Origin of the sequence: Mycobacterium sp. NPDC006124, from assembly GCF_040614235.1 — a bacterium.
GTDB lineage: Bacteria > Actinomycetota > Actinomycetes > Mycobacteriales > Mycobacteriaceae > Mycobacterium.
In genome coordinates this window covers 57,160-82,952 of sequence record NZ_JBEXUA010000007.1, presented here as the reverse complement: position 1 = coordinate 82,952, position 25,793 = coordinate 57,160, and the positions used below count along the sequence as shown (strand labels likewise).

Here is a 25,793-nt window from a genome sequence, read left to right as displayed (position 1 = left end):
CGCACTGAGTTTGCCGTGGCGTGGGCCACCTTGCATGTTCTACGCGTCAATTCACAGGTTATTCGCTCATATCTCACAGCCCCCATTCGGGAGCTTCTCATCTGCGGGCGTGTCGTCGTTCGCCGAACTCCTTGATAACGAGCCGATTACACCGCGCGTGGGCAGCGCGGCGCGGCGTTTTCGCGCTGTTAGCTTTCGCTGAACGAGTTACTCGAACAGATGGGATTCAGCCGTGTTGGCGACGATCGTTGGTGGGTTCCGACGCCGGTGGGCTCGGCGGCTCGCCGTCTCCGCATTCCTCGTCGCGATGATGCCGGGCGTGGTGGGCCCGGTCGGACTGGTGCCGACCGCGTCGGCGTTCTCTCGGGAGGGGCTCCCCGTCGAGGGGCTGCAGGTGCCCTCGGCGGCCATGGGCCGCAACATCCTGGTCCAGTTCCAGGGCGGCGGACCGCACGCGGTCTACCTCCTCGACGGTCTGCGCGCGCAGGACGACTTCAGCGGCTGGGACATCAACACCCCCGCATTCGAGTGGTTCTACCAGTCCGGGCTCTCGGTGGTCATGCCCGTCGGCGGGCAGTCCAGCTTCTACAGCGACTGGTACCAGCCGGCCAAGGGCAGCAACGGCACCTCCACCTACAAGTGGGAGACGTTCCTCACCCAGGAGCTGCCGGCCTACCTGGCGGCCAACAAGGGCATCTCCCCGACCGGCAACGCGGTGGTGGGTCTGTCCATGTCGGGAGGCGCGGCTCTGAACCTCGCTGCGTTCTATCCGTCGCAGTTCATCTTCGCCGCCTCGCTGTCGGGTTTCCTGAATCCGTCGGCGGGTCTGTGGCCGACGATGATCGGCTTCGCCATGAAGGACGCGGGCGGCTACAACGCCACCGACATGTGGGGGGTCTCCACCGACCCGGCCTGGCGGCGCAACGATCCGATGGTCAACCTGCCGACCCTGGTGGCCAACAACACTGCGATCTGGATCTACTGCGGCAACGGCCGGACCTCCGACCTGGACGCGGCGGGCGACTTCGGCGTGCAGTACAGCGCGCAGTTCCTGGAGAACATCACCATCAACACCAACAAGGACTTCCAGAAGCAGTATCTGGCCCTCGGCGGTCGCAACGCCGTCTTCAACTTCCCCAACGACGGCACCCACAGCTGGGGCTACTGGGGCGCCCAACTGCAGGCGATGAAGCCCGATTTGCTCAGGGTGCTCGGCGTCGGCGTGGCACCGCCGCCCCCGCCTCCCGCGCCGCCGGCCGGGTAGAACCAGCCCCGGTCGGGTAAGAAGTGACCCATGGCCAGCGTCGACGTAGCGGTTCAGTCCAAACTCTCGCCTGAGAACGCCTGGAAGATGGCATCCGACCTCGGGCGTTTCGACGAGTGGCTGACCATCTTCGGCGGGTGGCGTAGCCCGGTGCCCGACGTCATCGAGAAGGGCACCAAGGTGTCCTCGCTGATCAAGGTCAAGGGCTTTCGCAACACCATCCACTGGGAGGTGACCAACTACGACGAGCCTCACCGCATCGAGATGTATGGGAAGGGCTTCGGCGGAGTCCAGATCTCCCTGCGCACGGACATCCGCGACGATCAGCCCGGCACGACGTTCCACCTCGTCGCCGACCTGAGCGGCGCGGTGCTCAACGGTCCGGTGGGCGCGCTGGTCGCCCGGGTGATCAAGGGTGACGTGAAGCGCTCGGTGGAGAACCTGGCGCGCCTGCAGTAGTGGCTCAGTCCTCGAGGAACGTGAAGTTCTGATCGAGCGGGCTGCGCGGCACGTCCAGGGTGTTGGCCGCGAAGTCGGGGTCGGGGTAGCCGATCGACAGCCCGCACAGGATCCGCATGTCCTCGGCGATGCCCAGTTGGTCGCGGATCACCTCCGGGTAGCCGGCGATCGACACCTGCACGCAGCTGCCGACGCCGCGGGCGGTCAGGGCCAGCATGAAGTTCTGCAGGAACATGCCGACACCCATGGCGTCGACGTAGCCCAGGTCGCGGTGCATGCAGACCACCGCCCCGAGCGGCGCGCGGAAGAACTCCCAGTTACGAAGCACCGCAACCCTTCTCGCGGCGGCATCGTGACGTGCGACGCCCATCGTGCCGTACAGGATTGCGCCGAGATCGCGGCGGAAGTGGGTGAACTCCTCCGGCAGCGGCGGCACGTTCGGGTCGCCCTTGGCCGCCTCGGAGAGGAGCGCCTCGACCAGTCGGTCGCGCGCCGGTCCGGAGTTGAACACCACGCGCCACGGTTGGATGTTGGAGTTCGACGGGGCTCGCACGGCGAGTTCGAGGGCTTCGAGGACCAGGTCGTGTGGCACCGGCTTCTCGCGCAGGAACAGTCGGGTCGAGCGCCGGGCCCGAATGGTCTCATCGAGGTCGTACATCGCAGTGTCCCCTTCGGTCGACGACCGGTCTCTTGGACACAGGGTGCGTCACGGCGGCCCACGCCGTCGATGGATCGACGAAGGTCCCCGACCGCCTCGATCCCACCGCAGCTCAGGGGGCTGGCGAGGACTCTCGGGTCGAGGCCGGTGGGCGACACCTCTACGGTGTAGAGACGGGGTAGGTCACATCGCCGATGAAGGGTGCCGAGGACGTTGTTGGGCCATGGGCTGGTCGTCCTCTTCGCGCTGTGCTCGGCGGTGTGCATGGCCGTCGGCATCGTCGTGCGGCAGCGCGCCACGATGGACCTGCCAGCGGATCAGAGCGTCAGCACCCACATGTTCGCCACGCTGCTTCGGCGACCGCTGTGGTGGGCGGGCACCGCCGTGGCCGTCGCCGGTTACGTCTTCCAGGCGCTGGCGCTGATCAAGGGTTCGCTGATCGTCGTCCAACCACTTCTGGTGTCGGCGTTGCTGTTTGCCCTGCCGTTGAGCGCGAGACTGGCCGGTCGCCGCGTGACCCGCCGGGAGTGGCTGTGGGCGGCGTTGCTGACCGTGGCACTGGCGTTCTTCGTCCTGCTCGCCCGCCCCGGCCCGCCGGACCGGCCGGCGTCGGCGGTGATGACGGCGGTCGTGTCCCTGGGCTGCGTCGTGCTGATCGCGGCGTGCATCCTGGTTGCCCGGCGGTTGGAGGGCGGGCGCCGGGCGGTGCTGTTCGCCGTCGGCGTCGGCGTGCTGTTCGGAGCGGTCGCCGTGGTCACCAAGTACGTGATGCACCTGCTCGACGAGCGGGGGCCCGTCGGGTTGCTGGCGACGCCAGCGCCGTACGCGCTGATCGCACTCGGCATCATCGCGACGCTGCTGCAGCAGTCGGCGTTCCACGCCGGCGCGCTGCAGACGTCGGTGCCGGCGATGCTGGTCCTGGAACCCATCGTCGCCGTGGGCCTTGGCGCACTGCTGCTCGGGGAGGAACTCGACGTCGACGGACTCGAACTCCTCGCCCTGATACTCGCCGTCGGCGCTATGACCGCGGCGACCTTCTCCCTCGGTCGCGGCGAGGGCGCCTACGCCGCCGAACTGGAGATCGAGGCCGCGCGGGCGGCCTGACCTCCAGTCCGGTGGATCAGTTCCGGGTCGACGTGATGTAGGTGACGCCGCTCATGGTGGGGGCGTCGTCATCGGTCTCCGGGATCGAGTCGAAGCCGTGCGTGGCCAACAGCTTGTCCATCGGAGTCCCCACCGAGGACCAGCCGCGGGCGTCGAGGTATTCGGCCACGTCGTTGCGTTCGCCCACGAAGGTGAGGTCGGTGAAGTCGAGGTCGAAGCCGTGCTCACGCCACTTGGCCGTGGATTCGCGCATCCGATCCCGCATCTTCTCGGAGTCGAACCCCGCGGTGTTCGGTACGGCCTCGCTACCCAGTCGGCTGCCCGGCGCACTGAGTTCGGTGACGGCGTCGAGCAGGCGGTCCTGCGCCTCGGGCGGCAGATAGCCGTACAGACCCTCGGCGATCCACGCCGACGGCTGGCCGGGGTCGAAGCCGGCGGCCTTCAGCGCTGCGGGCCAGTCGTCGCGCAGGTCGACGGCCACGGCGCGGCGGTCGGCCTTGGGTGCGGCGCCGAGACCGGTCAGCGTCGTCGACTTGAACTCGATGACCGCCGGCTGGTCGATCTCGTAGACCGTCATGCCCGTCGGCCAGTCCAGCCGGTACGCGCGTGCGTCGAGTCCGGAGGCCAAGATGACGGCCTGCCGGATCCCGGCCGCGGCGGCGTCGGCGAAGAACCCGTCGAAGTATCGGGTCCGAGCGGCCATGGCGGCGGGCATCTGCGCCAGGCCCCAGCCGGCTTCTCCCGCGTCGACGTCGGCCGAGTTCAGCTCACCGGTGGCCCATTTGGTGAGGAAGTCCACACCCACGGCGCGAACCAGGGGTTCGGCGAACGGATCGTCTATCGCGCCGTCTCGGGTGGCGATTGCCCGTGCGGCCGCCACCATCGTCGCGGTGGTGCCCACGCTGGTGGCCAAATCCCACGTGTCGTCTTCGGTGCGAGTCATCTCTACCTCTCCATAGGTTACTTAGCCAGCATAACGATCGAAGCCGAACATGGTTCGACTCACAGCAAACTGCCAGGTCACGAGTTTGGGGAAGATCTTTAGTTTTGCTAACGTTGTACCCGACGAGTCAGGCAACGTCGCCTGCCCCACCAATTCCAGTGCACGACGCAGTGCACGACGCAGTCTTTCCAAGGGGTCTTCCATGTCGAACAACAGCCGCGAAGCGCGCCTCGAGCGCCGCATCGCCGATCTGTACGCCGACGACGCACAGTTCGCCGCCGCAACGCCCGATCTCGCCGTCAGCGAGGCTGCAGGCCAACCCGACCTGCGCCTTCCCGATCTCGTCCGCACGGTGATGGAGGGGTACGCCGACCGGCCCGCACTGGGCCAGCGTGCCGTCGAGTACGTCACCGACGGCGGGCGCACCACGTCGAAGTTGACGCCCCACTTCGACACCGTCACCTACGGCCAGCTCTGGGAACGCATCCAGGCGTTCGGTGCCGCGCTGCAGAACGACCCCGTCCGCCCCGGTGACCGGATCGCGATCCTCGGGTTCACCAGCGTCGACTACACCGTCGTCGACACCGGCGCCTCGCAACTTGGCGCGGTCTCGGTACCGCTGCAGACCAGCGCACCGCAGACCCAGCTGCAGCCGATCGTGGCCGAGACCGAACCGGTGGTCATCGCCTCGAGCATCGACTACGTCGACGACGCGGTGGAACTCGTCCTCGGTGCCCAGACACCCCCCGCTCGACTGGTCGTCTTCGACTTCCAACCGCAGGTCGACGACCAGCGCGAGGCGCTCGAGGCCGCCACGGCGCGCCTCGCAGACACCTCGGTGGCCGTCGAGACCATGGCCGACCTGCTGAGCCGAGGCCAGGCGCTGCCGTCGCCCCAGTCCGTCGTCGGCGAGGGCGAGGACCCGCTGGCACTGCTGGTCTACACCTCCGGCAGCACCGGCGCCCCCAAGGGTGCGATGTACCCGGAGAGCAAGGTCGCGACCATGTGGCGCGCCGCCGCCAACGCACACTGGGACGAGAACCAGGGCGTGCTGCCCGCGATCACGCTGGCCTTCCTGCCGATGAGCCACGTCATGGGCCGCGGCATCCTCTACGGCAGCATCGCCAGCGGTGGCACCGTCTACTTCGCCGCCCGCAGCGACCTGTCCACCCTGCTGGAGGACCTCGCACTCGTGCGGCCCACGCAGCTGAGCTTCGTCCCGCGAATCTGGGACATGCTCTACCAGGAGTACGTCAGCCAAACCGACCGCGGCGCCACCCTCGAAGAACTTCGCCAGAGCCTGCTCGGCGGGCGGTACGTCAGCGCGATCACCGGATCTGCCCCCATCTCGCCCGAGCTGAAGGCCTGGGTCGAGGAGTTCCTCGACATGCACCTCGTGGAGGGCTACGGCTCCACCGAGGCCGGCGCGGTCTTCGTCGACGGAGTGATCCGGCGCCCGCCGGTGATCGACTACAAGCTGGTCGACGTTCCCGAGCTGGGCTACTACGGCACCGACGTGCCGCATCCCCGCGGTGAGCTGCTGGTCAAGTCCGAGCAGCTGTTCCCCGGCTACTACAAGCGCCCCGAGGTCACCGCCAAGGTGTTCGACCCCGACGGCTACTACCGCACCGGCGACATCGTCGCCGACCTCGGCCCCGACCAGGTGCAGTACCTGGATCGCCGCAACAACGTCATCAAGCTGGCTCAGGGCGAGTTCGTCACGGTGTCCAAGCTGGAGGCCGCCTACACCGACAGCCCGCTGGTGCGTCAGATCTACATCTACGGCAACAGCGCGCGGCCCTACCTGCTGGCCGTGGTGGTCCCCACCGAGGACGCCCAAACCCGTTACAGTGCAGACGAATTGAAGTCTGAGATCAGCGCCTCGCTCAAGGAGGCCGCGCGCACCGCCGGCCTGCAGTCCTACGAGGTTCCGCGCGACTTCCTCGTCGAGACCACCCCGTTCACGATGGAGAACGGCCTGCTGACCGGCATCCGCAAGCTGGCCTGGCCCCGGCTCAAGGAGCGCTACGGCGCCGAACTCGAGCAGCTGTACGTCGACCTGGCCGACGGTCAGGAAGGCGAGCTGCGGGCACTACGTCAGAGCGGCGCCGACCGGCCCGTCCTCGAGACCGTCAGCCGCGCGGCGACGGCGCTGCTGGGGGCTGCTGCCTCCGACGTGCAGCCCGATGCGCAGTTCACCGATCTCGGCGGAGATTCTCTGTCCGCCTTGACCTTCGCCAACCTGCTGCACGACATCTTCGACGTCGACGTCCCGGTCGGCGTGATCGTCAGCCCCGCCAGCGACCTCGCGGCGATCGCGGCCTACGTCGAGGCGCAGCGCGCCGGTGGATCCAAGCGACCCACCTACGACGCGATCCATGGTCGCGACGCGACGGTGGTGCGCGCAGCCGACCTGACGCTGGAGAAGTTCCTCGACGAGGACACCCTCGCCGCGGCCGCGTCGCTACCCCACGCCAGCACCGAGGTGCGCACCGTATTGCTCACCGGCGCAACGGGCTTCCTGGGTCGCTATCTGGCCCTGGAATGGCTGGAGCGGATGGACCTGGTCGACGGCAAGGTAATCTGCATCGTCCGTGCCAAGTCCGACGACGACGCGCGCCGTAGGTTGGACGACACCTTCGACAGCGGTGACCCCAAGCTGCTCGAGCACTACCGCGCGATGGCCGCCGACCACCTCGAGGTGCTCGCCGGTGACAAGGGCGAGGCCAACCTCGGCCTCGACGACGCCACCTGGCAACGGTTGGCCGACACCGTCGACCTCATCGTCGACCCGGCGGCCCTGGTCAACCACGTCCTGCCCTACAGCCAGCTGTTCGCCCCCAACGTGCTCGGCACCGCGGAGCTCATCCGCATCGCGCTCACCACGAAGATCAAGCCCTTCGTCTACGTGTCCACGATCGCCGTCGGGGCGGGCATCGACCCGGCCGAGAACGACGAGGACGCCGACGTCCGCGTGGTCAGCGCCACCCGCACGGTCGACGAGAGCTACGCCAACGGATACGGCAACAGCAAGTGGGGCGGCGAGGTGCTGCTGCGCGAGGCGCACGAGCACTACGGTCTACCCGCGTCGGTGTTCCGCTGCGACATGATCCTCGCCGACACCACCTACGCCGGCCAGCTCAACCTGCCCGACATGTTCACCCGCATGATGCTGAGCTTGGTGGCGACCGGCATTGCGCCGCAATCGTTCTACGTGCTCGGGGCCGACGGCGAGCGTCAGCGGGCGCACTACGACGGGCTGCCGGTGGAGTTCATCGCCGAGGCGATCTCCACGCTGGGCGTTCAGGTTCAGGACGGTTTCGAGACCTACCACGTGATGAACCCGTACGACGACGGCATCGGCATGGACCAGTTCGTCGACTGGCTCGTCGATGCGGGCTACCCCATCCGTCGCATCGAGGACTACCGCGACTGGCTGCAGCGCTTCGAGACGACGCTGCGGAGCCTGCCGGAGAAGCAGCGCAACGCCTCACTGCTGCCGCTGCTGCACAACTACCAGTCCCCGGATCACCCGTTCAACGGGTCGATCGCCCCGACCGACCGGTTCAGGGCTGCGGTGCAGGAGGCGAAGATCGGGCCCGACAAGGACATTCCGCACGTCACGGCGCCGGTGATCGTCAAGTACGTCACGGACCTGAAGCTGCTCGGCCTGCTGTAACCCACCCGTCCCCCGTCCCCCGGTCCCCCCGACGCATCGAGTGTGCTGTGGGATCGCGATTCATCGAAGATTCGCGATCTCCCAGCACACTTGATGTCGTCGTGGGGTGTCGTCGGGGCGTTCGGGGGGCTACGGGTTGATCGTGTTCTCGCCGATCTGGCGGCCCCAGACGAAGTCCGCGGCCAGCGGCTGCCCCAACTCGAGATGGTTGTACGGCGCGATCGACGCCCCGGTGTCCATCACCAGGTACGGCATCGGCCACAGGTCGCGGGTCACCGGCTGCCAGCAGCCCGGCCGCCCCTCGGGACCGCCGTGGGCGTTCACCCGGGGCAAGTTGTCGGGGTAGACGTAGGGATTGCCCGGGCCGACGAGTTCGTCGCGCAACATCAGCGAGTACCCGTTGCCGCCACCGAACTTCGAGAACGCCGGCTCGACGTCGTGGTAATTACGGATGGTGCAGAACAATTCGGGGCTGTACTCGTCGAGCAGCGCGCTGGTGGGCACCAGGTCGGCTACTCCGCGGACCAGGTACGGGGTGCCGTTGACGACGACATCCCCGGCGGTGTTGCCGAACCCGACCGACGCCATCAGGGCCGCGTCGAGGTCGGAGCGCCGCTCGTTCAGGGTGCGCGCCGTGGTCACCGCACCCGCCAAGCCGTCGAAGAGATCTGGCGCGCTGTCGGAGTAGACGTCGGCGAGGTCGGCCAGGCCGCGGAAGTCCTCGCCGACGCGGGGCAGCAGCGGGTTGACGTCGTCGAGAATCGCGTTGCCGTCCTCCACGGACTTCCCGAATCGGATTCCCAAGCCGCTCAACGCCTGTGCCGTCGCGCTCAGTGTCTGGTTCAGCTTGATCGGGTCGACGTGCCGCGTGACCTCGACGACGGTCTCGAAGAGTGTGTTGAACTCGGTGCTCGTGGTGGCCGACCGGATCGGGCTGGTGGGGCTGACCCGCTCCGGCACGGGCTTGGCCGGGGACGAGAGCGCGACGTACTTGTTGCCGAACACCGTGGAGGCCTTGATCTGCGCGTCGACGTTGGCCGGCAGCAGCGCCACGTCGGCGGGTGCGACGGCGAGCACGATCCTGGCCATCGGCGTGCCGTCGACGTTCACCGCGTCGATCCCGGCCACGCGACCGATCTCGACGCCGTTGTAGGTCACCTTGGACCCCGGGTCCATCGACAGACCCGAACGTGGGGACAGCAACGTCAGCTCGGTGGTGTCGGCGAAGACGCCCCGAAACTGGCACCACACCAACACCACGACGACGCCGACGGCGAGGAACAGCACGGCAGCGGAGGTCTTCACGGGCGGGTCGTGTCGCCAGTGCCGGAAGCGAGGTTCCAGGGCGGCCGTCGGAGAGCGCAAGCCCAGCTCCCTTCGGACCGTCGGCCCCGGACGGTGCGACGGCAGAAGTTTCCCAACCGGTTGGTGGGGGTGCAAGCGTCACGCCAAGAATGCGGCGCTGATCACGCCGCGCGGCCAATCATGGTCTGGGACACACCCATCGGGTGCGTCTCAGACGTTGCCGAACCCGATCAGGCTGCGCACCAGGGGGAGGGTCGCGCTGGTTGCGAAGCCCGGTGCGGCTGCGCAGACGGCGGGTATCGCATTGACGACCTGCATAGCGGTGGCGACATTCGCCGCGTTGACGTGCTCGAGCATCGACGCGTCGCGCTTGAAGCTCGCCAACGAGAGGAAGTGGACCCGCATCGACGGATCGCCCTCGATGCTCAGCGTCCAGCCGTGCTGCGGTTTCGGCCAGTGCCCGGGGTATTCGTTGCCGACGGTCCACAGCGTCTCGATCTCGACCAGCGGCCGACCCTGCCGCCGGCCCACCCAGTTCCAGCGCTGACCGGCGGTCGTCCCGGCCCTCAGCACGTGGTCGAAGATCTCGTGGTCGCGTTTGGCGGCGACGGCGTCCACGGTCGCCGTCACCTCGTCGATGCCGGCGTGTAACGCGTCGGCCAGCAACCACACCTGTTCGGTGAAGATCGAACTGTTGAACGCCAGGAAGTCACTTGCCGTCGCCGAGATTTCGTCGACCGGCTGGCCGAAGCGCATGTTGTCGAAGGTGATCGAGGTGCTGTCGTAGGCCGACCAGTCGGCCCGCTCCTGCAGCTTCACCTCCTCGAGGGTGCGGCTCATGCCGGTCAGCGCCAGCGGCAGCACGCCGGAGATGTTGCCCGGGTTCAGACCGCTGCCATGAACGCTGACCCCGCCCTCGAGGCAGGCGGCCAGGACGCGGTCCCGGTCGCGGAGCCGAATCCTGTTGGGATGGAATAGAAAAGCCGTCGTGACGACGTTCTTGCCGCTCGCCAGGATCGTGCACACCTCGTCGACGGACGTCAGCCTCGGGGTGTACACCACGCAGTCCGCCTCGATCGCGAGCACCCGGGCGGCGTCGACGGAGGCGAGGACTCCGACGGGTTCGCGAGCGAGTAGGGTGCCCGCATCCACGCCGTCCTTGTCCTCGGAATGGGCCTTGACGCCCACTAATTCGAGTTCGGAGCGGGAATCCAGGATGGCTGCCAGCGCCTCCTTGCCGACCGCGCCCGTTCCCCACGAGATGATCCGGAGTGCCATCACATCACAGTGACACGTCAGCTCCGAGCTGTCCTCTGTTCTGACTCAGATCATCCGGCCCAGCAGATAGTGTGCCGTCGCCGTGACGAGGGCTCTGTCGTAGGTGATGGTGAAGTCGAAACGCCGCTCGGTCTCGGCGAGCGGTGCGTCCGCGCCGTCGCGTTCGCGGGCGATGAGCGCGGCGGCGGTGTGGGCGCCCAGCGCCAGCACGATCCAGTCGGCGCACATGGGATCGTCGGCCGCCAGGTGGACACCGCGAATTCCCCCGCCAAGGTCCGGCGACATGCCTTCGCCGAAGAGGGCGACCAGAGGCGAGGTCTTCGCCAGCTCGCGGTAGCGGCGCAGCGTGCCCGGCGTGAGGTGCTCGACGCTCTGCAGGGTGCTCAGAACCATCGGGGGGTCCGCCGAATGCGTGGCCTGGCTTTCGATGTGGCGGGAGAAGGCCGTCAGGGTCTCCTTGCGGGCGGTGCGAAGTCGCCCGGCGGCCGCCAGGTGGCGAAACGGCGACTCCGCCCCGGGTTCGGTGAGCGGCGGTCGCGAGCGGCGATGCCAGCGTGCGGGGACCCGTTCCTCGAGCGGCCCGGGGTGCCCGAATCGGTAGCCCTGTCCGAGCGTCGCACCGAGCGCCAACGCCTGCTCGAGGTGCTCGGCGGTCTCGATGCCCTCGGCGAGGATGATGGCGCCGGTGCGCTCGTGGTGTGCAAGCACCGCGGCGAGGATGCGGGCCTGGTCCCGATCGGGCTGGGACTGTACGAGACGCAGGTCGAGCTTGATGACGTCGGGGTCGACGATGTCGAGCAGTGCCAGCGAGTCGGGATGGCTGCCGACGTCGTCCAGCGCGATGGCGAACCCGTCGGCCCGCAGCGCGGCGACCTTGGCCAGCAGGGCCCGTGGGTGCGCCAACAGGCCGCGCTCGGTCAACTCGAAGACCAGGTCGAGTTCGGCGTGCCCGCGCGCCAACACCTGACTGTCGGCCAGACCGACGTGTCGGCTGGCCGGCTCGCAGTTGATCGCCAGCATCGTGCCGCGCTCGAGACCGCCGTCGAGCGCGCCCGCGATGGCGGCGTCGATGCACGACCGGTCCAGCGCGTCGACCTCCCCGACGGCCGCTGCCCTGGCGAATACCGACAACGGATCGGCGCCGCAGATCGACGGCCAGCGGGCGAGTGCCTCGAACCCCACGGTCGCCTCGTCCTCCAGGGACACGATCCGTTGGTAGGCGGGTTCGAGGGCAAGGCCCGTCAGCGCGGGATCCCACTCGGTGGCGGTCTCGGTGTACGGCGTCACGGGCGATCCCGGACGGTGCCGCCGGCTGCGCGAACCGAAGAATCTCTCCCTCCGGCCGACACGGCCACCACCTCCCGCGGATCGTTCACGCATGCCACGACGCCCATCGTGTCACCGTCACGGTGACCACCGGACCGTCGAGCGCAAGCCGCTCGTACTGGCGGTACTTCGCGCGCAGCTCGGCATAGCCGACGGCCATCTGCTCGCCGCTCTCGTGCACCGTCGCCACGCCGTCGGCCCGGACCCACCACAGGCGCGCCCAGTCGTCCTCGTAATGGTCGACCAGCAGGCTCACCCGCGGATTGGCGGCGATGTTCGCCAGGCGTCGCAGCCGCCACGTCGACTTTCGCTTCGCGTCGACGGCGGTGTACAGCGTCGTCGCCTCGCCGACGGTCCGCGCGGCGAACACGACCGGCACCACGTGTGGCGCGCCGTCCTCGCCGACGGTCGAAAGCACCGCCACGGGAGCATTCGCGAAGTGGGCCGCTGCGTCGAAGTCGTTCACCGAGAAGGCTTTTGGGGACTCACGCTCATCGGGGAGCGGGTGACGTTGATCTCCGGCTTCTTACTCGGGCGAGACGGTGGCCGCACGACGACCGGTGCCCGCTGGATCTCCGACGCCGACGGAGGTGGCGGTGGCGGAGGCGGCGGGGGAGGCGGAGGCAGCTCGGCCTCGGTCGTGGTGGTGGTCGGGACCTCCGACGCGGCGGGTGCTTTCGAGGTCTGGTCGGCGGGGGTGGTGGCCTCGCCGGAGGACCCACGGAACGCCAACAGGACCACCGAGACGACGAGGGCGACCGCCGCGATCGACACGGCGGCCACGACGACGGCCGTGTGCCCGGTCCGATACCACGGCGCCGGCGCGGGCTTGAAGTTCCACGTGCTGGCGTCGAAGGCGTCGAAGGTCTGCTCCTCCGCCGCGGTGGGAGGCGGCGGCTCGACCCATTCGACGTGTGGTTCGGGCTCCTCGGCGAACTCCTCCGACGGCGGGTCCGGTTCGTCGAAGAGGTATCCGAAACCGGGGTCGTCGGGCGCCGTGGGCTCGGGGTCCTCGGACCGCGCCAAGGCCAGGCGATCCGTGTCGACCAGCTCGTCGACCGGATCGTCCAACCTGGCCTCCCCCGAGGCCTCGCCGTCCACCACCCCACGATGTTAGGTGGCGACCAGCGCTTATGGGCGCCCGGATGGCAAATTGCCCCTGCGCGTCGAAGATCCCCTCGCGACGGGAGACGGACAGCCCGAGAACGCCTGCCGACCCGTGGGCTCGACGGTAAGGTCCCCCCAGACTGATAGTGCAGACCCGGTTCGTTCACCGTCACGACCAGGCGTCGTCACCTCGACGCCACCGTCGTGCCTCCCGCACATAAGAAGGTTCGCCAATGAAGAAGATGCGCCTCGCCGCCAGCGCCTTGGTCCTCGTCGTCGCAGGCGGTCTCGTCGCGTGCGCACCACCGGAGTCAAAGGACAAGGGGGAGAAGACCTCCTCGGGAGTCAACGCGAGCGAGGCGACCTCGGCGGCCGACTTCGGCGGGACCGACATGTCGGGCCTGATCGACGCCGCGAAGAAGGAGGGCGAGCTCAACGTCATCGCGTTGCCCCCGGACTGGGCGAACTACGGCGCCATCATCAAGGCGTTCGGAGACAAGTACGGAATCAAGGTCAACTCCGCCCAGCCCGACGCGGCCAGCCAGGACGAGATCAACGCCGCCACCCAGCAAAAGGGCAAGTCGACAGCCCCGGACGTGTTCGACCTCGGGCAGTCCGTCGCACTGGCCAACACCGCGATGTTCGCGCCGTACAAGGTGGCGAAGTTCGACGAGATCGGCGCCGAGATGAAGGCGCCGGACTGCGCCTGGGTCAACGACTACGGCGGCTACATCTCCATCGGCTACGACTCGGCCAAGGTCCCGGAGATCAAGACCGTCGACGACCTGCTCCGCCCGGAGTTCAAGGGCAAGGTCGCCCTCAACGGCGATCCGACGCAGGCCGGCGCGGCGTTCTCCGGCGTCATGATGGTCGCCCTCAGCCAGGGTGGATCGCCCGACGACATCGCCCCGGGCGTCAACTTCTTCGGAAAGCTCAAGCAGGCGGGCAACTTCCTGCCCGTCGACCCGACGCCGGCCACCATCGAGTCCGGCCAGACGCCGGTCGTCATCGACTGGGACTACCTCAACGTCGCCGAGACCAAGAAGCTGCCGTCGTGGAAGGTCGTCGTCCCGCCCAACGCCGCCTTGGCGGGCTACTACTACCAGGCCGTCAACAAGGACGCGCCGCATCCCGCGGCGGCCCGGTTGTGGCAGGAGTTCCTCTTCAGTGACGAGGGGCAGAACCTCTATCTGCAGGGCAGCGCCCGGCCCGTCCGCGCGGACAGCATGGTGACCGCGGGTACGATCGACCTGACCGCCTACCGCCAACTGCCGCCGGTCGACGGTTCCGCGGTCTTCGTGACCCAGCAGCAGAGCGACGCGGCCAAGAAGTACCTGGAGGCCAACTGGGCCAAGGCGATCGGCTGATCGCCCTGGCCAAGATCCGCGGTCGGCTCGTCGACTCCCTGGCGCTGCTGCCGTTCTTCGCGGTGGTCGGGATCTTCCTGATCGTGCCGACCGTGACCGTCATCGCGAGCGCGGTGGTCGAGGACGGCCGGTTCTCCCTGGCTCGGCTCAGCGCGCTGTTCTCCGAGACGGCGTTGACGGCGCTGGGCCGGAGCGTGTTCCTCTCGGGCAGCACCGCGTTGCTCGGAGCGGTGTTCGGCGCGCTGCTGGCGTGGTTGATCGTGACGCGCCCCGCCACGTCGATGATCCGCCGCGGTGTCATCTCGCTGTGCAGCGTGCTGGCTCAATTCGGTGGCGTGGCACTGGCATTCGCGTTCCTGGCGACGATCGGCCTCAACGGCGTGCTCACGCTGTGGGTACAGGATCACTTCGGCTGGAACCTCGCCGGTTCCGGTTGGCTCTATGGACTGCCGGGTCTGGTGCTGGTGTACACGTACTTTCAGATCCCGCTGATGGTCATCGTGTTCCTGCCCGCGCTGGAGGGTCTGCGCGAACAGTGGCGTGAGGCCGCCGTCAGCCTCGGGGCCTCGACGTGGCAGTACTGGCGGCAGGTCGCCGTGCCGCTGCTGACCCCGGCGTTCCTGGGTGCGGTGCTCCTGTTGTTCGCCAACGCCTTTGCCGCCTACGCGACGGCCGCGGCTTTGGTCAGCCAGGGCAGCCCGATCGTGCCGCTGCTCATCCGCGCCGCGCTCACCAGCGAGGTGGTGCTCGGCCAGTCGGGCTTCGCCTACGCCTTGGCGTTGGAGATGATCGTCGTCGTCGCCCTGGTGATGGGCGCCTACAGCCTGCTGGTCCGGCGGACGTCACGGTGGTTGCGATGAGGTGGCCATGAGAACCCGGGTGGTCAGGGGCGCGCTGTGGGTGGTCTTCGGACTCTTCTTCCTGTTCCCCCTCTACGCGATGGCCGACTTCTCCACGCGCAACCTGCTCCAGGGTGGGCGCACGATGGCGGCCTGGTCCAACCTCGTCACCGACGAGGCCCTCTACCAGTCGATCGTCACGTCGCTGCTGCTCGCCGTGCTGACCGTGGTGGTGATGCTGATCCTGTTGGTGCCCACCATGATCTGGGTCCGGTTGCGGACACCGTGGGCCAAGGGCGTCGTGGAGTTCCTGTGCCTGCTGCCGCTCACCATCCCGGCCCTGGTGGTCGTCGTCGGCTTGAAGAACGTCTATCTGTGGGTGACGTACTTCTTCGGCGAGTCGGCGTTGACCCTGACCTTCGTCTACGTCGTGGTGGTGCTGCCGTTCTCGTACCGGTCGATCGACGCGGCGCTCTCGGCGATCGACCTCGGGACCCTGTCGGAGGCGGCGCGGTCGCTCGGCGCGGGCTGGGCGACGACCATCGCGCGCGTCGTCGTCCCCAACATCTGGTCGGGTGTGCTGTCGGCGGCGTTCATCTCGGTGGCCGTCGTGCTCGGCGAGTACACCATCGCCTCGCTGTCGGGGTATCAGACCCTGCCCATCCAGATCGTCGCGCTCGGCAAGACCGACGGACCCACCTCGGTGGCGGCCTCGTTGGCCACGCTGCTGTTCGGTTTCGTTCTGCTGCTTGCACTTTCCCTGGTCACCCGACGGAGGCGTCACGCATGAGTGGAGTTGGGGTCGAACTGACCGATCTCACCCGTACCTACGGCAGCGTGAAGGCGCTCGACGGGCTGAACCTGAAGATGGAGCCCGGCGAATTCGTCGCGCTGCTCGGCCCGTCGGGCTGCGGCAAGACCACCGCGCTGCGCATCCTGGCCGGACTCGACAAGGCCACCTCCGGGACGGTCACCGTCGACGGCAAGGACCTGACGTCGGTGCCCGCCAACAAGCGCGACATGGGGATGGTGTTTCAGGCCTACAGTCTGTTCCCACATCTCACCGCGGCGGAGAACGTCGAGTTCGGGCTCAAGATGCGGGGCAGCGCCAAGGCTGAAAGGGCAACGCGCGCAGCCGAGATGCTCGAGCTGGTGGGTTTGTCCGAGCACACTCACAAGTACGCCTCGGAGATGTCGGGCGGTCAGCAGCAGCGCGTGGCGTTGGCCCGTGCGCTGGCGATCCAACCGCGCGTGCTGTTGCTCGACGAGCCCCTGTCCGCGCTCGACGCCAAGGTGCGAACCCAGCTCCGCGACGAGATCCGCCGGGTACAGCTCGAAGTCGGAACGACGACGCTCTTCGTCACCCACGACCAGGAGGAGGCGCTCGCCGTCGCCGACCGGGTGGGCGTGATGAGCAAGGGCCGCCTCGAGCAGCTCGCCCCGCCCGCGGAGGTGTACGCGAACCCCGCCACTCCCTTCGTCGCCGAGTTCGTCGGCCTGAACAACCGCGTGCCCGCCGACGTGTCCGACGGCCGGGCGGCGGTGCTCGGCGTCGAGCTGCCGACGCTGCCCGGGTCGATCACCTCCGGTGCGGGCACGGCGATGGTGCGTCCCGAGTCGGTCACCGTCACCGCGGACGACACCGGCGCCGCCACCGTCCGGTCGGTGGCGTTCCTCGGTCCCATCTCGCGGGTGTACGTCGAGCTGCCCGACGGATCCGTCGTCCATGCGCAACTGAGCAGCTCGCAGGCCAGGGAGTTCAGCCCGGGACAGAAGGTCGCCGTGGGGGTACGCCCCTCCGAGGTGCTGGTCGTGCCCTCGCGCTGAGGAGCGCCGACGGCTAGACGTCCTTGACCGGTGCGATGCCCAGATCGCGGTAGGTGACCAGGGCTGCGAACGGCACGTTGCGACGGGCGAATCGACCGGCCGCCACGTCGCCGCGGTCGACCATCGGGATGACGCCGCTGACGACGGCGCCCGCTGCGACGACCCGGTCGAATGCGATCTCGGTGGAACCGCCGGTGCTGATGACGTCGTCGACCAGCAGGACGCGCATGCCCGGTTCGATGCGGGTGCCCTCGATCCACTGCTCGCGGCCACGCTGCTTCTGTTCCTTGCGCACCGAGAACCAGGCCTTGCCCGTCACCATGGCGATGCCGTGCGCCAGAGGGTCGGCACCCATGGTCAGCCCACCGACGGCGTCGTACTCGATGCCGGTCTGGGTGGCGAGGTCGGCGACTGCGCGGCTGACGACGGTGAGTCGCTCACCGGTGTCGATGGCGAACTTGCCGTCGATGTAGTCGTGGCTGAGCTGGCCGCTGGCCAGCTTGAAGGGTTCCTCGCGGCGTTCGTAGCCGCGGGTGCGGATCAGGTCGAAGGCGGCTTGCCAGGTCTCGGGGCGCTCGGACACGCAGTGATCGTAGGCCACCGCGCACGGGCCGGTTCAGGTCGCGCGCGCCCGCCGCGTCAGTTCGACCGTGGCCGCGCGCAATTCGTCTGCCGAGTCGATGCGCTGGGCGAACCCGACGCGCGGGTACGCCGCACCGCGGTCGGTGAGCACCTTGAGGTCGAGTCCGTAGCGGTCGACGCCCGTGCAGGTTGCCGACGTGGTGTCGGGGTAGCCACCGAGCGTCCTGGCCATCGCGGCCAAGGCCTCGGCGTGGTCGGCGTTGAGGTGGTCGATGGCCCCCGCCGCGACCGCCTGGACCGGGTCGGGCTCTGCGGTCGCGTAGTCGGGTCCGGCGGCGGAGTCCATCCGGCCGTAGCCCCCGACCCAGCGGACCCGGTCGACGCGCAGCACCCACAGCGTGAAGTCGCTGTAGTCGACGTAGTACTTCGCCGCGGGGACCGCGTCGAGGTGAGCCTGGCGGGCTGCCGCGGCTTCGTCGGGCGTGGGCCGCTCGACGACGCCGGCGAGGGTGATCCGCGAATTGGCGAGTGGATCGGTGTCGGTCGCCGCGGCGACGATCGCGATGCTGGCGCGCGGATCGCCGGCCAGATTGCGTCCGTGTTCGGCGAGGTTGGAGACGCACAGCACCGGGGCTCCGCCGAGCAGTCCGTAGGTGACGAAGGACGCCCACGGGTCACCGCTCGCAGTCAGCGAGGCCAGCGTGCCGGTGTTGGTCGACGCCGCGATCGTGCGGGCCTCCTCGGCGGCCGACGGTCGGGTGGCGCTCGGCACCGCGGTCAAGGGCGGCGGAATGGACGGGGCGTCGCCAGGGTCGCCATGGTCGCGCAACGAGTCACCGGATGCCACGTCCGCACCCTACCGCCGTGGCTCCCGGACGCGCCGGGGCGACGTCGTGCGTCGGTTCGCTGGCCGCTGTCGGGGGCTCGAAGATCGTCGTCACAGCGGTCTCGTGTGAGACAATCAGGTCGCGCCATTTCACCAGCTCAGACGTTAAATTTAGCTGAAACGGGAGGGCCGTGCCGAAGCCCGTGCTCGCAGTGTCGAGGGTCATTGCTGCGCTGATTGCAGCGTTGCTAATGGGCGGCCTTGGCATGGGTGTGGCGGCCGCGGACCCCGATGACTCGGGCACCCCGACCGACCCCGGCACCGACACGCCATCATCCAGCGAACCCGAGCCGACGACGGGCATTCCACCGACGGCCACGCCGGCAGTCCGGCCGCCCAGCATCTTCGACATCCCCCAGACGATCGCCACGCAACTGCGGGACATGTTCGGCAAACCCTTGAGCATCTTCGGCAACGGCCGGGTGCCCGGCACGCTGACGACGCCCGACGTCCCGGTCGGCGGGGCCTCCCCCGGGCGTAAACGCGACCGGCCGTCGACCGGGGAGGTCGAGGCGAAGCCGGACGTGCCGGCACCCGAGGTGGTGTCGCCCGAGCCGGCCCGCCGGGGCAGCACCGTCGAGGTGGCGCTGCCGTTCACCCCGCCGATCGCCGTCCCGGTGCCGTCGATCCCGGTGCCCGGATACGAGAGCGTGCGCTGGTCGCTCAACCTGACCGATCCCTATGCCGCGTACACGTCGGTCGGGCAGACGTTGAACACGGTGAACTCGCTGCTGATGGACGCCTACGCGCCCTATGACCCATTTCGGCCACCCGCTCCGCCACCGACGCCGTCGCCGACGTTCCGGACCTTGCAGGAGGAGCCGTCGGTCGTCGACGTCGACGGGACCGGCGGCGTGGTACCGCTGTCGACGGGATCGTCGGGTCTTCCGGTGCTGCAGGCACCGGTGGTGGTTCCGCAGATCCGCGTCGCGACGCCGCGTCCGATCAGCGGGTCACCCCCCGCGGGCCCCCGGGTGCTCGCGGCGGGTTCGGCGGGTGTGCGGGCCCCGGCGGTCCAGGGGTCGGTGGCCCAGACCGGATCGATCCCGACCGATCGGCTGCCGCCCGCGGGGTCGGCTCAGGCGGGACCGGCGTCGGCGATGGGCGCTGCGGCGCCGCGCCAGGGCTACCCGCGGTATCTGCGCATGGCGCGGGCGAACGAGATGGCGATGGTCGCGGTGCCGGGCCTCGCCGGCTTGGTGGCGTTGACGTTCAGCGGTGGCGTGATCGGGTACCGGCAAGCCAATTCGGGTCGCTACCTGCGCACCGGAGCGGCGCGCTTCCTCACGTGAGTCCTGCCGCCGTCGACCCGCACGGCGTCGAGTGGAGCGTGCGCCGGGCGTCATCGGCTGGTTCAACGTGACCCGGCGTGGGTAGCTTTGAAGACTGATGACTGAGGCGATGAACCTTCCGTTCGACCAATGGCTTCCGACCCAGCGGTGGTACGCGGGCCGGGGTCGTGAACTCTCCCAGGTGCGGGCCGGCGAGGTGGTGCCGCTGCGCGGCGACCTCGACCTCGTGGTCCTCGACGTCGAGTTCACCGACGGCACCTCCCACCGCTACCAGCAGCTGGTGCGCTGGGACGGTGAACCTGGTGCCGCGGCCATCGGCACCGCGGGCGTGCACACCGGCTACGACGCTCTCTACGACCCGTCCGCGGCCTCCTTCCTGCTGTCGCTGATCGACGAGTCGGCCACCGTGGGCCCCCTGCGGTTCCTGAAGGAGCCGGGCGTCGAACTGCCGCTGCACCTCGACGGCCGCGTGATCGGCGCCGAGCAGAGCAACACCAGCGTGGTATTCGGTGACGCCGCGATGTTCAAGGTGTTCCGCCGCGTCACCCCCGGCGTCAACCCCGACATCGAGCTGAACCGCGAACTCGCCCGTGCGGGCAACCCGCACGTCGCCCGGCTGCTCGGGTCGTTCGAGACGACCTTCGGGGGAGAGTCCTACTCACTGGGCATGGTCACCGAGTTCGCCGCCAACTCCTCGGAGGGTTGGGACATGGCCACGGCCAGTACGCGGGACCTGGCGGCCTCGGGTGCCGACTTCGCCGAGGAATCCCGGCGCCTGGGCGAGGCCGTCGCGTCGGTGCACCAGACGTTGGCCGCCACGATGGGTACCGAGCAGCAGCCGTTTCCCGTCGAGGCCCTGCTGGAGCGGCTGACGTCGGTGGCCGCGATGGTGCCCGCCGTCGAGCGGTACGCACCGGCGATCGAGCGGCGGTATCGGGCCCTCGACGGCGTGTCGCAAACCGTGCAGCGGGTGCACGGCGACCTGCACCTCGGGCAGGTGCTGCGCACACCGCAGCGGTGGCTGGTGATCGACTTCGAGGGCGAGCCCGGCCAACCGCTCGAGGAGCGCCGCCGGCCGGACTCCGCGCTGCGGGACGTCGCCGGAGTGCTGCGGTCCTACGAGTACGCCGCCTACCAACGGCTGGTCGACGGGTCCGAGAGCGACGACGACGTGGCCGCGAGGGCGACGGCGTGGGTGGACCGCAACTGCGCGTCGTTCTGCGACGGGTACGCCGCAGCGGCCGGCACCGACCCGAGGGACTCCGGCGGAACGTTGGCCGCCTACGAACTCGACAAGGCCGTGTACGAGGCCGGCTACGAGGCCAGGTACCGCCCGAGCTGGCTGCCCATCCCGATGGCGTCGATCGCCCGCCTGGTCGGCGGTTAGGCGGTCAGGCCGGCGTCGCGCCACCGTCGGCAGCACTCTCACCGCCGTTTCACAGGTGACTCGAATGTCGAAGTGGATCACTGTCACAGGTGACCTTCGCGCCCGTGGCCGACCCGCCGACCGTCCCCCACCTCGTGCGGGACGTGCCGCGAGTCCGGGCCCTCACCGGGGACCGGGTTCGCCTGGCCCTGCTGCTCGTCGCCACCGCGGTGCTCTACCTGTGGAACGTCACGGTCAACGGCATGGCCAACCAGTACTACGCCGCGGCCGTGCAGGCTGGTTCGACCAATTGGGAGGCACTGCTCTTCGGCTCGCTGGACGCCCACAACTTCATCACCGTCGACAAGCCGCCGCTGTCGCAGTGGGTGATGGGTCTCTCGGGTCAGGTGTTCGGCTTCAGCAGCGCCAGCATGCTGGTGCCGCAGGCACTGATGGCCGTCGGCGCCGTCGCCCTGCTCTACGGAGCGGTCCGACGGATCGGCGGGCCGGGCGCGGGCCTGCTCGCCGGAACCGCACTGGCGGTGACGCCGGTGGCGGTGCTGATGTTCCGCTTCAACGATCCCGACGCCGCGATGGTCCTGCTGATGACGGCCGCCGCCTACTGCACCGTGCGCGCCGTCGGGCGGGGATCGGGCAGGTGGTTGGCCGGTGCCGGGGTGGCGCTGGGCCTCGCGTTCCTGGCCAAGATGCTCGAGGGCGTGATGGTCCTGCCGGCGTTGGTCGGGGCGTACCTGCTCGCCGCGCCGGTGCGACTGCGCGTCCGGATGCTGCACCTGCTGGGCGCGGCCGCGGCGTTCGTGATCTCGGCCGGCTGGTTCGTGCTGTTGACGATGCTGTGGCCAGCCTCGTCGAGGCCGTACATCGCCGGGTCGACCGACAACGACTTCATGAATCTGGTGCTCGGCTACAACGGCCTGGCACGGGTCGTGGGACACGGTGGTCAGGGCTGGGGACCGCTCGGCGGCGGACATCCGCAGGGGCTCGGCCGGCTGTTGGCCGGAGAGTTCGGGTTCGAGATCGGCTGGCTGGTGCCCGCCGCGGTGGCGGCGACGGTGCTGACGGTCGCGCTACGGGCCACGGCGCCGCGCACCGACCCGGTGCGCGCCGGTGCCGTGCTGTTCGGCGGGTGGTTCCTGGTCGACGGGCTGGTGCTGAGCTTCATGCACGGCACCGTCCACCCCTACTACGGCCTGTCCATCGCGCCGCCGGTGGCCGCGATCTTCGCGATCGGCGTCGCCGAGGCCTGGACGCGCCGCGAGGGACTGGCGGGCCGAATGTCGCTCTGCGCCATCCTCCTTGCCGCCGGACTCTGGGGCTGGTGGCGGCTCGGCGGCGGCGCGGTGTCGCCGACGGCGCTGCGGTGGGGCGTGCTCGGTGCGACGGTCGTCGCGGGGACTGCCTCGATCTGGTCCGCCCATGCTCGCGTCGCGAGTCGCCACCTCGGCCCGGCGCTGCTGACGGTCGCGCTGATCGCGGCACTCGGCGGGCCCACCGCCTATGCGCTGGCAACCGTCGCCTCGTCGCATCAGGGCATCGCTCCCTCGGTCGGTCGCCCGGGGACGGGATTCAGTGGCGGGCGCACGATGAGCAACCCCCAGCTCGACGCCCTGCTGGAGCAGACCGACACGCCCTGGTCGGCAGCGGTGGACCGCTCGACGTCAGCGGCCGGTCTGGAATTGGCCACTGGTACGGCGGTCATGGCGATCGGCGGCTTCTCCGGCGCCGACCCCACGCCGACGCTGCAGCAGTTCCAGGAAGACGTTGCCGCACACCGGGTCACGTACTACCTCGCGCCGCGGGGCGTTGGTCGTGCGCCGACGGCCGCGGCGAACGGCAAGAGGGTGGCTGCCGACGTCGTGGCGCGGGCGCACTCCGACATCCTGCAGTGGGTCCGCAGCCAGTTTCCCGCCGCCACCGTCGGCGGTGTCACGGTCTACGACCTGCTGGCGCCGCGTCGGGCGGGTGTTACCTGACCAGCCGCCGCAACAGCGAGGACGCGGTGAACACTCCGAGCGTCGCGGCGACCAGCAGCACGCCGACGTCGAGCAGGGTGTTGCCCGGCATGCCGATGAGTAGCGCCCGCAGCGCGTTGACCTCGTAACTCAACGGGTTCACCGCCGAGAGCCACCGCAACCACCCGGGCATCACGTCGACCGGGTAGAGGGCGTTGGACGCGAAGAACAGCGGCATCGTGATGGCCTGCCCGATGCCCATCAGGCGGTCCCGGTTGCGGACCAGACCGGCGAGCGTCATCGACAGGCAGGCGAAGAACGCCGACCCTAGCACCACCACCGCCATCGCCGCGAGGATGCGAATGGGGTTGGCAGTCAGGTGAATTCCCATCAGATAGGCGATCACCATCACGCCGACGACCTGGGCGACCGAGCGCACGCCGGCCGCGAAGGCCTTGCCGGTGATCAGCGCGGACGCGGGTGCGGGAGTGACCATCAGCTTGGCGAGGATGCCCGCGTCGCGGTCCCACACGATCTGGATGCCGTAGAAGATGGAGATGAACAGTGCCGACTGGGCGATGATGCCCGGCGCCAGGAACGCCAGGTACGGCACGCCGCCGGTGTCGATGACGTGCAGTCGCGAGAACGTCTGTCCGAAGATCAACAGCCACAACGCCGGCTGGACCATGCGGGTGACCAGCTCGCTGCGGTCGTGGGAGAGCTTCTGCAACTCGACGAGCGCGAACGCGCCCATGCGGCGTGACAATCCGCCCGCGCGCCGCACCCCGCGGGGGGCGCGGATCAGATCAACTGGCACGGCGCGCCGCCCTTCTCGCCGAACGGATCTCGTTGAGGCCCCGCCGGGTCGCGTCCTCCGTCAGATTGGACCCGGCGTAGTGCCTGAACACGTCCTCTAGCGTCGGATCGGGCGAGGCGTCGGTGCGCAAAGCGGACTTCAGGTCGTGTGGTGACCCGACGGTTTGCAGCACGCCGTGGTGCATGAGCGCCACGCGGTCGCACAGCGCGTCGGCCTCCTCCATGTAGTGGGTGGTCAGCAGGACGGTCATGCCGTAGGCCTCCTGCATCGCGGCAACCTGTGACCAGACCCCGTCGCGGGCAATGGGATCGAGCCCAACGGTTGGTTCGTCGAGGATCAGCAGGGAGGGCCGGTTCACCAGGGCCTGGGCGAGTTCCAGCCGGCGCACCATGCCACCGGAGTACGTACCGGCGAGATTCTCGGCCACGTCGAGCAGCTGCATCGCCGACAGCGCTTCGTCGACGCGTGCGCGGCGTTGCTTGCGTGGCACGTCGTAGAGCCGGGCGAACAGGTCGACGTTCTGCCGGCCCGTCAGCGCCGACTCGATCGAGAGTTGTTGAGGCACATAGCCGAGGTTGTGGCGGATGTCCATGGTGTCGGACCTGGCGTCGAGCCCGAAGATGCGCACCTCGCCGTGCTGGACCGGGGTCAGGGTGGTCAGCACCCGTACCACCGAGGTCTTGCCCGCCCCGTTCGGGCCGAGTAGGCCCACGGTCTCGCCGGCCCGTACCTCGAGGGTGACGTCGTCGACGGCGGTGAAGTCGCCGTAGCGATGCGTCAGGTGGCGGCATTGGACGGCCGGCTCGGTCATGCGTCCTCCTCGTGTAGCAGGCGGGTCACCTCGGCGAGCACCGCCAGGCCGTCCCGCAGGCGGTCGCGCTGATCGGCGTCCAGGCGCGCGAGCACGGCGCCGAGGGCTGCCCGGCGACCGGCTCGGGATTCGTCGGCGACCCGCTGGGCGGACTCGGTGAGCCGCAGGCGGCCCACGCGTCTGTCGTCGGGGTCGACGGTGCGCACCAGCAGGCCGTCGGCGCACAGCCGCGATACGAGGGTCGAGGCGGTGTTCGGCGCGAGTCCGAGTTCGGCGGCGGCGTGCCGCACCGAGATCTCGGGCTGGCGGCCGACCAGTCGCAGCAGTTCGGCCTGCGATTCGGGGAGCCCGGAGCCGATACGTGGACCCCCGCCGGATCGGCGGACCTGGCGGCGGAAGCGGCCCGCGGTCGAGAGCAGGTCGGCCGCGAGGTCGGTGCTGGTGTGCATGCGACCACGTTACCTCTGTCGCAGAGGTAACTACGGGGACGTGGGGTTTGCGCCGCGGACTCGTCGGGCAAGATGGCGGGATGTCCACATCCGATTTCGACGATTTCCCGCTGTCGCAGTCCGAAGAGCTCGACTCCGACGAGATCCGCAACGCCGACGGCGACGAGGTCGCCGATCCGCCCGAGCGCTGGATCGAGGCCAAGGACGACGAGACCCTCGACGAACGCCTGTCCGAAGAAGTGCCCGACGTGACCGCCGAATTCGACGACGAGGACGAGGACGAGGCGACCGACGCGCACGACTCGGACGCGGGCGGCGGGCTGGAGGTGGTCTCCGACGACGAGCTCGACAGGCTCGACACACAGCGCCACGGCACCGAGCGTGGTCAGATCGACGGCACGCCCGAAGACGGCGCGTCGTTCTTCGACATCGTGGAATAGCGGTAGGACCGCTACGCGGCC

At 69.1% G+C, this 25,793-nt stretch carries 24 protein-coding genes; 12 read left to right on the top strand and 12 right to left on the bottom strand.

Translation table 11 applies throughout. The annotated features are described in order from the left end of the window. The first annotated feature begins 307 nt into the window (after positions 1-307). Positions 308-1,264 (top strand): alpha/beta hydrolase family protein, encoded by a 957-nt coding sequence (locus tag ABZ195_RS16135; protein WP_355219788.1) that lies wholly within the window; start codon positions 308-310, stop codon positions 1,262-1,264. A gap of 30 nt (positions 1,265-1,294) precedes the next feature. Beyond that, complete coding sequence (locus ABZ195_RS16130) at positions 1,295-1,723, top strand: SRPBCC family protein (protein WP_355219399.1); 429 nt, start codon at positions 1,295-1,297, stop codon at positions 1,721-1,723. Between the two features lie 4 nt (positions 1,724-1,727). On the opposite strand, the gene ABZ195_RS16125 is transcribed toward ABZ195_RS16130, so the two are convergent. Then, positions 1,728-2,381 carry a nitroreductase gene (locus ABZ195_RS16125; RefSeq protein ID WP_355219397.1) on the bottom strand — a complete coding sequence of 218 codons (654 nt, stop codon included), beginning with the start codon at positions 2,379-2,381 and terminating at the stop codon, positions 1,728-1,730. Between the two features lie 213 nt (positions 2,382-2,594). On the opposite strand from ABZ195_RS16125, the gene ABZ195_RS16120 reads away from it, so the two are divergent. Continuing rightward, a complete protein-coding gene (locus tag ABZ195_RS16120) occupies positions 2,595-3,485 on the top strand; it encodes a DMT family transporter (RefSeq protein ID WP_355219786.1) in 891 nt (296 codons plus the stop codon). A gap of 16 nt (positions 3,486-3,501) precedes the next feature. On the opposite strand, the gene ABZ195_RS16115 is transcribed toward ABZ195_RS16120, so the two are convergent. Then, positions 3,502-4,428, bottom strand: a complete 927-nt coding sequence (locus tag ABZ195_RS16115; RefSeq protein WP_355219395.1) for a class I SAM-dependent methyltransferase — start codon at positions 4,426-4,428, stop codon at positions 3,502-3,504. 202 nt (positions 4,429-4,630) lie between these two features. Between ABZ195_RS16115 and car the strand changes: the two genes are divergently transcribed. Continuing rightward, positions 4,631-8,107 (top strand): carboxylic acid reductase, encoded by a 3,477-nt coding sequence (car, locus tag ABZ195_RS16110; RefSeq protein WP_355219394.1) that lies wholly within the window; start codon positions 4,631-4,633, stop codon positions 8,105-8,107. Between the two features lie 129 nt (positions 8,108-8,236). Here the strand turns inward: car and ABZ195_RS16105 are convergent, their stop codons facing one another. From ABZ195_RS16105 to ABZ195_RS16085, 5 genes are all read right to left on the bottom strand, one after another. Next, positions 8,237-9,412, bottom strand: a complete 1,176-nt coding sequence (locus ABZ195_RS16105; protein ID WP_355219784.1) for an MCE family protein — start codon at positions 9,410-9,412, stop codon at positions 8,237-8,239. A gap of 210 nt (positions 9,413-9,622) precedes the next feature. Continuing rightward, complete coding sequence (locus ABZ195_RS16100) at positions 9,623-10,690, bottom strand: dihydrodipicolinate reductase (protein WP_355219392.1); 1,068 nt, start codon at positions 10,688-10,690, stop codon at positions 9,623-9,625. Between the two features lie 45 nt (positions 10,691-10,735). Next, entirely contained in the window at positions 10,736-11,977 is a 1,242-nt protein-coding gene (locus ABZ195_RS16095; RefSeq protein WP_355219390.1) for an EAL domain-containing protein, read from the bottom strand. Between the two features lie 85 nt (positions 11,978-12,062). Further along, on the bottom strand, positions 12,063-12,482 hold the full coding sequence (locus ABZ195_RS16090) for a TIGR03668 family PPOX class F420-dependent oxidoreductase (protein WP_355219388.1): 420 nt from the start codon (positions 12,480-12,482) through the stop codon (positions 12,063-12,065). After that, positions 12,479-13,120: a hypothetical protein gene (locus tag ABZ195_RS16085; protein ID WP_355219386.1), complete on the bottom strand. Its 642-nt coding sequence runs from the start codon at positions 13,118-13,120 to the stop codon at positions 12,479-12,481. The genes ABZ195_RS16090 and ABZ195_RS16085 overlap by 4 nt, the downstream gene beginning before the upstream one ends. Positions 13,121-13,356: 236 nt before the next feature. Between ABZ195_RS16085 and ABZ195_RS16080 the strand changes: the two genes are divergently transcribed. The 4 genes from ABZ195_RS16080 to ABZ195_RS16065 are packed head-to-tail and all read left to right on the top strand — an operon-like array spanning position 13,357 to position 17,156. Next, the gene (locus ABZ195_RS16080; protein WP_355219384.1) at positions 13,357-14,490 is read left to right on the top strand and encodes an extracellular solute-binding protein; all 1,134 of its coding nucleotides are present in this window, start codon (positions 13,357-13,359) and stop codon (positions 14,488-14,490) included. Beyond that, the gene (locus tag ABZ195_RS16075) at positions 14,490-15,350 is read left to right on the top strand and encodes an ABC transporter permease subunit (protein WP_355219782.1); all 861 of its coding nucleotides are present in this window, start codon (positions 14,490-14,492) and stop codon (positions 15,348-15,350) included. Before ABZ195_RS16080 ends, ABZ195_RS16075 begins: the two co-directional genes overlap by 1 nt. A gap of 7 nt (positions 15,351-15,357) precedes the next feature. After that, entirely contained in the window at positions 15,358-16,119 is a 762-nt protein-coding gene (locus tag ABZ195_RS16070; RefSeq protein WP_355219382.1) for an ABC transporter permease subunit, read from the top strand. After that, positions 16,116-17,156, top strand: a complete 1,041-nt coding sequence (locus ABZ195_RS16065) for an ABC transporter ATP-binding protein (RefSeq protein WP_355219380.1) — start codon at positions 16,116-16,118, stop codon at positions 17,154-17,156. The genes ABZ195_RS16070 and ABZ195_RS16065 overlap by 4 nt, the downstream gene beginning before the upstream one ends. 13 nt (positions 17,157-17,169) lie before the next feature. Here the strand turns inward: ABZ195_RS16065 and ABZ195_RS16060 are convergent, their stop codons facing one another. Both ABZ195_RS16060 and ABZ195_RS16055 read right to left on the bottom strand, forming a co-directional pair. Then, the gene (locus tag ABZ195_RS16060) at positions 17,170-17,739 is read right to left on the bottom strand and encodes an orotate phosphoribosyltransferase (RefSeq protein ID WP_355219378.1); all 570 of its coding nucleotides are present in this window, start codon (positions 17,737-17,739) and stop codon (positions 17,170-17,172) included. A 33-nt stretch (positions 17,740-17,772) separates the two neighbouring features. Continuing rightward, positions 17,773-18,585, bottom strand: a complete 813-nt coding sequence (locus tag ABZ195_RS16055; RefSeq protein WP_355219376.1) for a DUF2470 domain-containing protein — start codon at positions 18,583-18,585, stop codon at positions 17,773-17,775. Between the two features lie 170 nt (positions 18,586-18,755). Here ABZ195_RS16055 and ABZ195_RS16050 point away from each other — a divergent pair, with 170 nt between their 5' ends. From ABZ195_RS16050 to ABZ195_RS16040, 3 genes are all read left to right on the top strand, one after another. Then, positions 18,756-19,916 (top strand): hypothetical protein, encoded by a 1,161-nt coding sequence (locus ABZ195_RS16050; RefSeq protein ID WP_355219374.1) that lies wholly within the window; start codon positions 18,756-18,758, stop codon positions 19,914-19,916. Positions 19,917-20,025: 109 nt separating this feature from the next. After that, entirely contained in the window at positions 20,026-21,303 is a 1,278-nt protein-coding gene (locus ABZ195_RS16045; RefSeq protein WP_355219780.1) for a phosphotransferase, read from the top strand. Positions 21,304-21,392: 89 nt separating this feature from the next. Continuing rightward, complete coding sequence (locus ABZ195_RS16040) at positions 21,393-23,276, top strand: glycosyltransferase family 39 protein (protein ID WP_355219372.1); 1,884 nt, start codon at positions 21,393-21,395, stop codon at positions 23,274-23,276. Here the strand turns inward: ABZ195_RS16040 and ABZ195_RS16035 are convergent. From ABZ195_RS16035 to ABZ195_RS16025, 3 genes are read right to left on the bottom strand one after another with little or no spacing between them, the layout of a single operon-like run. Continuing rightward, the gene (locus ABZ195_RS16035) at positions 23,269-24,009 is read right to left on the bottom strand and encodes an ABC transporter permease (RefSeq protein ID WP_355219778.1); all 741 of its coding nucleotides are present in this window, start codon (positions 24,007-24,009) and stop codon (positions 23,269-23,271) included. The two genes, ABZ195_RS16040 and ABZ195_RS16035, sit on opposite strands and share 8 nt — an antisense overlap. 52 nt (positions 24,010-24,061) lie before the next feature. Next, positions 24,062-24,883 (bottom strand): ATP-binding cassette domain-containing protein, encoded by an 822-nt coding sequence (locus ABZ195_RS16030; protein ID WP_355219370.1) that lies wholly within the window; start codon positions 24,881-24,883, stop codon positions 24,062-24,064. Next, positions 24,880-25,332: a MarR family transcriptional regulator gene (locus ABZ195_RS16025; protein ID WP_355219368.1), complete on the bottom strand. Its 453-nt coding sequence runs from the start codon at positions 25,330-25,332 to the stop codon at positions 24,880-24,882. Before ABZ195_RS16025 ends, ABZ195_RS16030 begins: the two co-directional genes overlap by 4 nt. Positions 25,333-25,412: 80 nt before the next feature. Between ABZ195_RS16025 and ABZ195_RS16020 the strand changes: the two genes are divergently transcribed. Beyond that, positions 25,413-25,772 (top strand): hypothetical protein, encoded by a 360-nt coding sequence (locus ABZ195_RS16020; protein ID WP_355219366.1) that lies wholly within the window; start codon positions 25,413-25,415, stop codon positions 25,770-25,772. Positions 25,773-25,793: the final 21 nt, after the last annotated feature.

Bases quoted from the DNA above. Each gene is read 5' to 3' on its own strand.
- ABZ195_RS16030 (WP_355219370.1), bottom strand. From the start codon at position 24,883: ATGACCGAGCCGGCCGTCCAATGCCGCCACCTGACGCATCGCTACGGC.
- ABZ195_RS16020 (WP_355219366.1), top strand. From the start codon at position 25,413: ATGTCCACATCCGATTTCGACGATTTCCCGCTGTCGCAGTCCGAAGAG.
- ABZ195_RS16045 (WP_355219780.1), top strand. From the start codon at position 20,026: ATGAACCTTCCGTTCGACCAATGGCTTCCGACCCAGCGGTGGTACGCG.
- ABZ195_RS16135 (WP_355219788.1), top strand. From the start codon at position 308: ATGATGCCGGGCGTGGTGGGCCCGGTCGGACTGGTGCCGACCGCGTCG.
- ABZ195_RS16115 (WP_355219395.1), bottom strand. From the start codon at position 4,428: ATGACTCGCACCGAAGACGACACGTGGGATTTGGCCACCAGCGTGGGC.
- ABZ195_RS16035 (WP_355219778.1), bottom strand. From the start codon at position 24,009: ATGGGCGCGTTCGCGCTCGTCGAGTTGCAGAAGCTCTCCCACGACCGC.
- ABZ195_RS16065 (WP_355219380.1), top strand. From the start codon at position 16,116: ATGAGTGGAGTTGGGGTCGAACTGACCGATCTCACCCGTACCTACGGC.
- ABZ195_RS16130 (WP_355219399.1), top strand. From the start codon at position 1,295: ATGGCCAGCGTCGACGTAGCGGTTCAGTCCAAACTCTCGCCTGAGAAC.
- ABZ195_RS16025 (WP_355219368.1), bottom strand. From the start codon at position 25,332: ATGCACACCAGCACCGACCTCGCGGCCGACCTGCTCTCGACCGCGGGC.
- ABZ195_RS16125 (WP_355219397.1), bottom strand. From the start codon at position 2,381: ATGTACGACCTCGATGAGACCATTCGGGCCCGGCGCTCGACCCGACTG.
- ABZ195_RS16080 (WP_355219384.1), top strand. From the start codon at position 13,357: ATGAAGAAGATGCGCCTCGCCGCCAGCGCCTTGGTCCTCGTCGTCGCA.
- ABZ195_RS16100 (WP_355219392.1), bottom strand. From the start codon at position 10,690: ATGGCACTCCGGATCATCTCGTGGGGAACGGGCGCGGTCGGCAAGGAG.
- car (WP_355219394.1), top strand. From the start codon at position 4,631: ATGTCGAACAACAGCCGCGAAGCGCGCCTCGAGCGCCGCATCGCCGAT.
- ABZ195_RS16070 (WP_355219382.1), top strand. From the start codon at position 15,358: ATGAGAACCCGGGTGGTCAGGGGCGCGCTGTGGGTGGTCTTCGGACTC.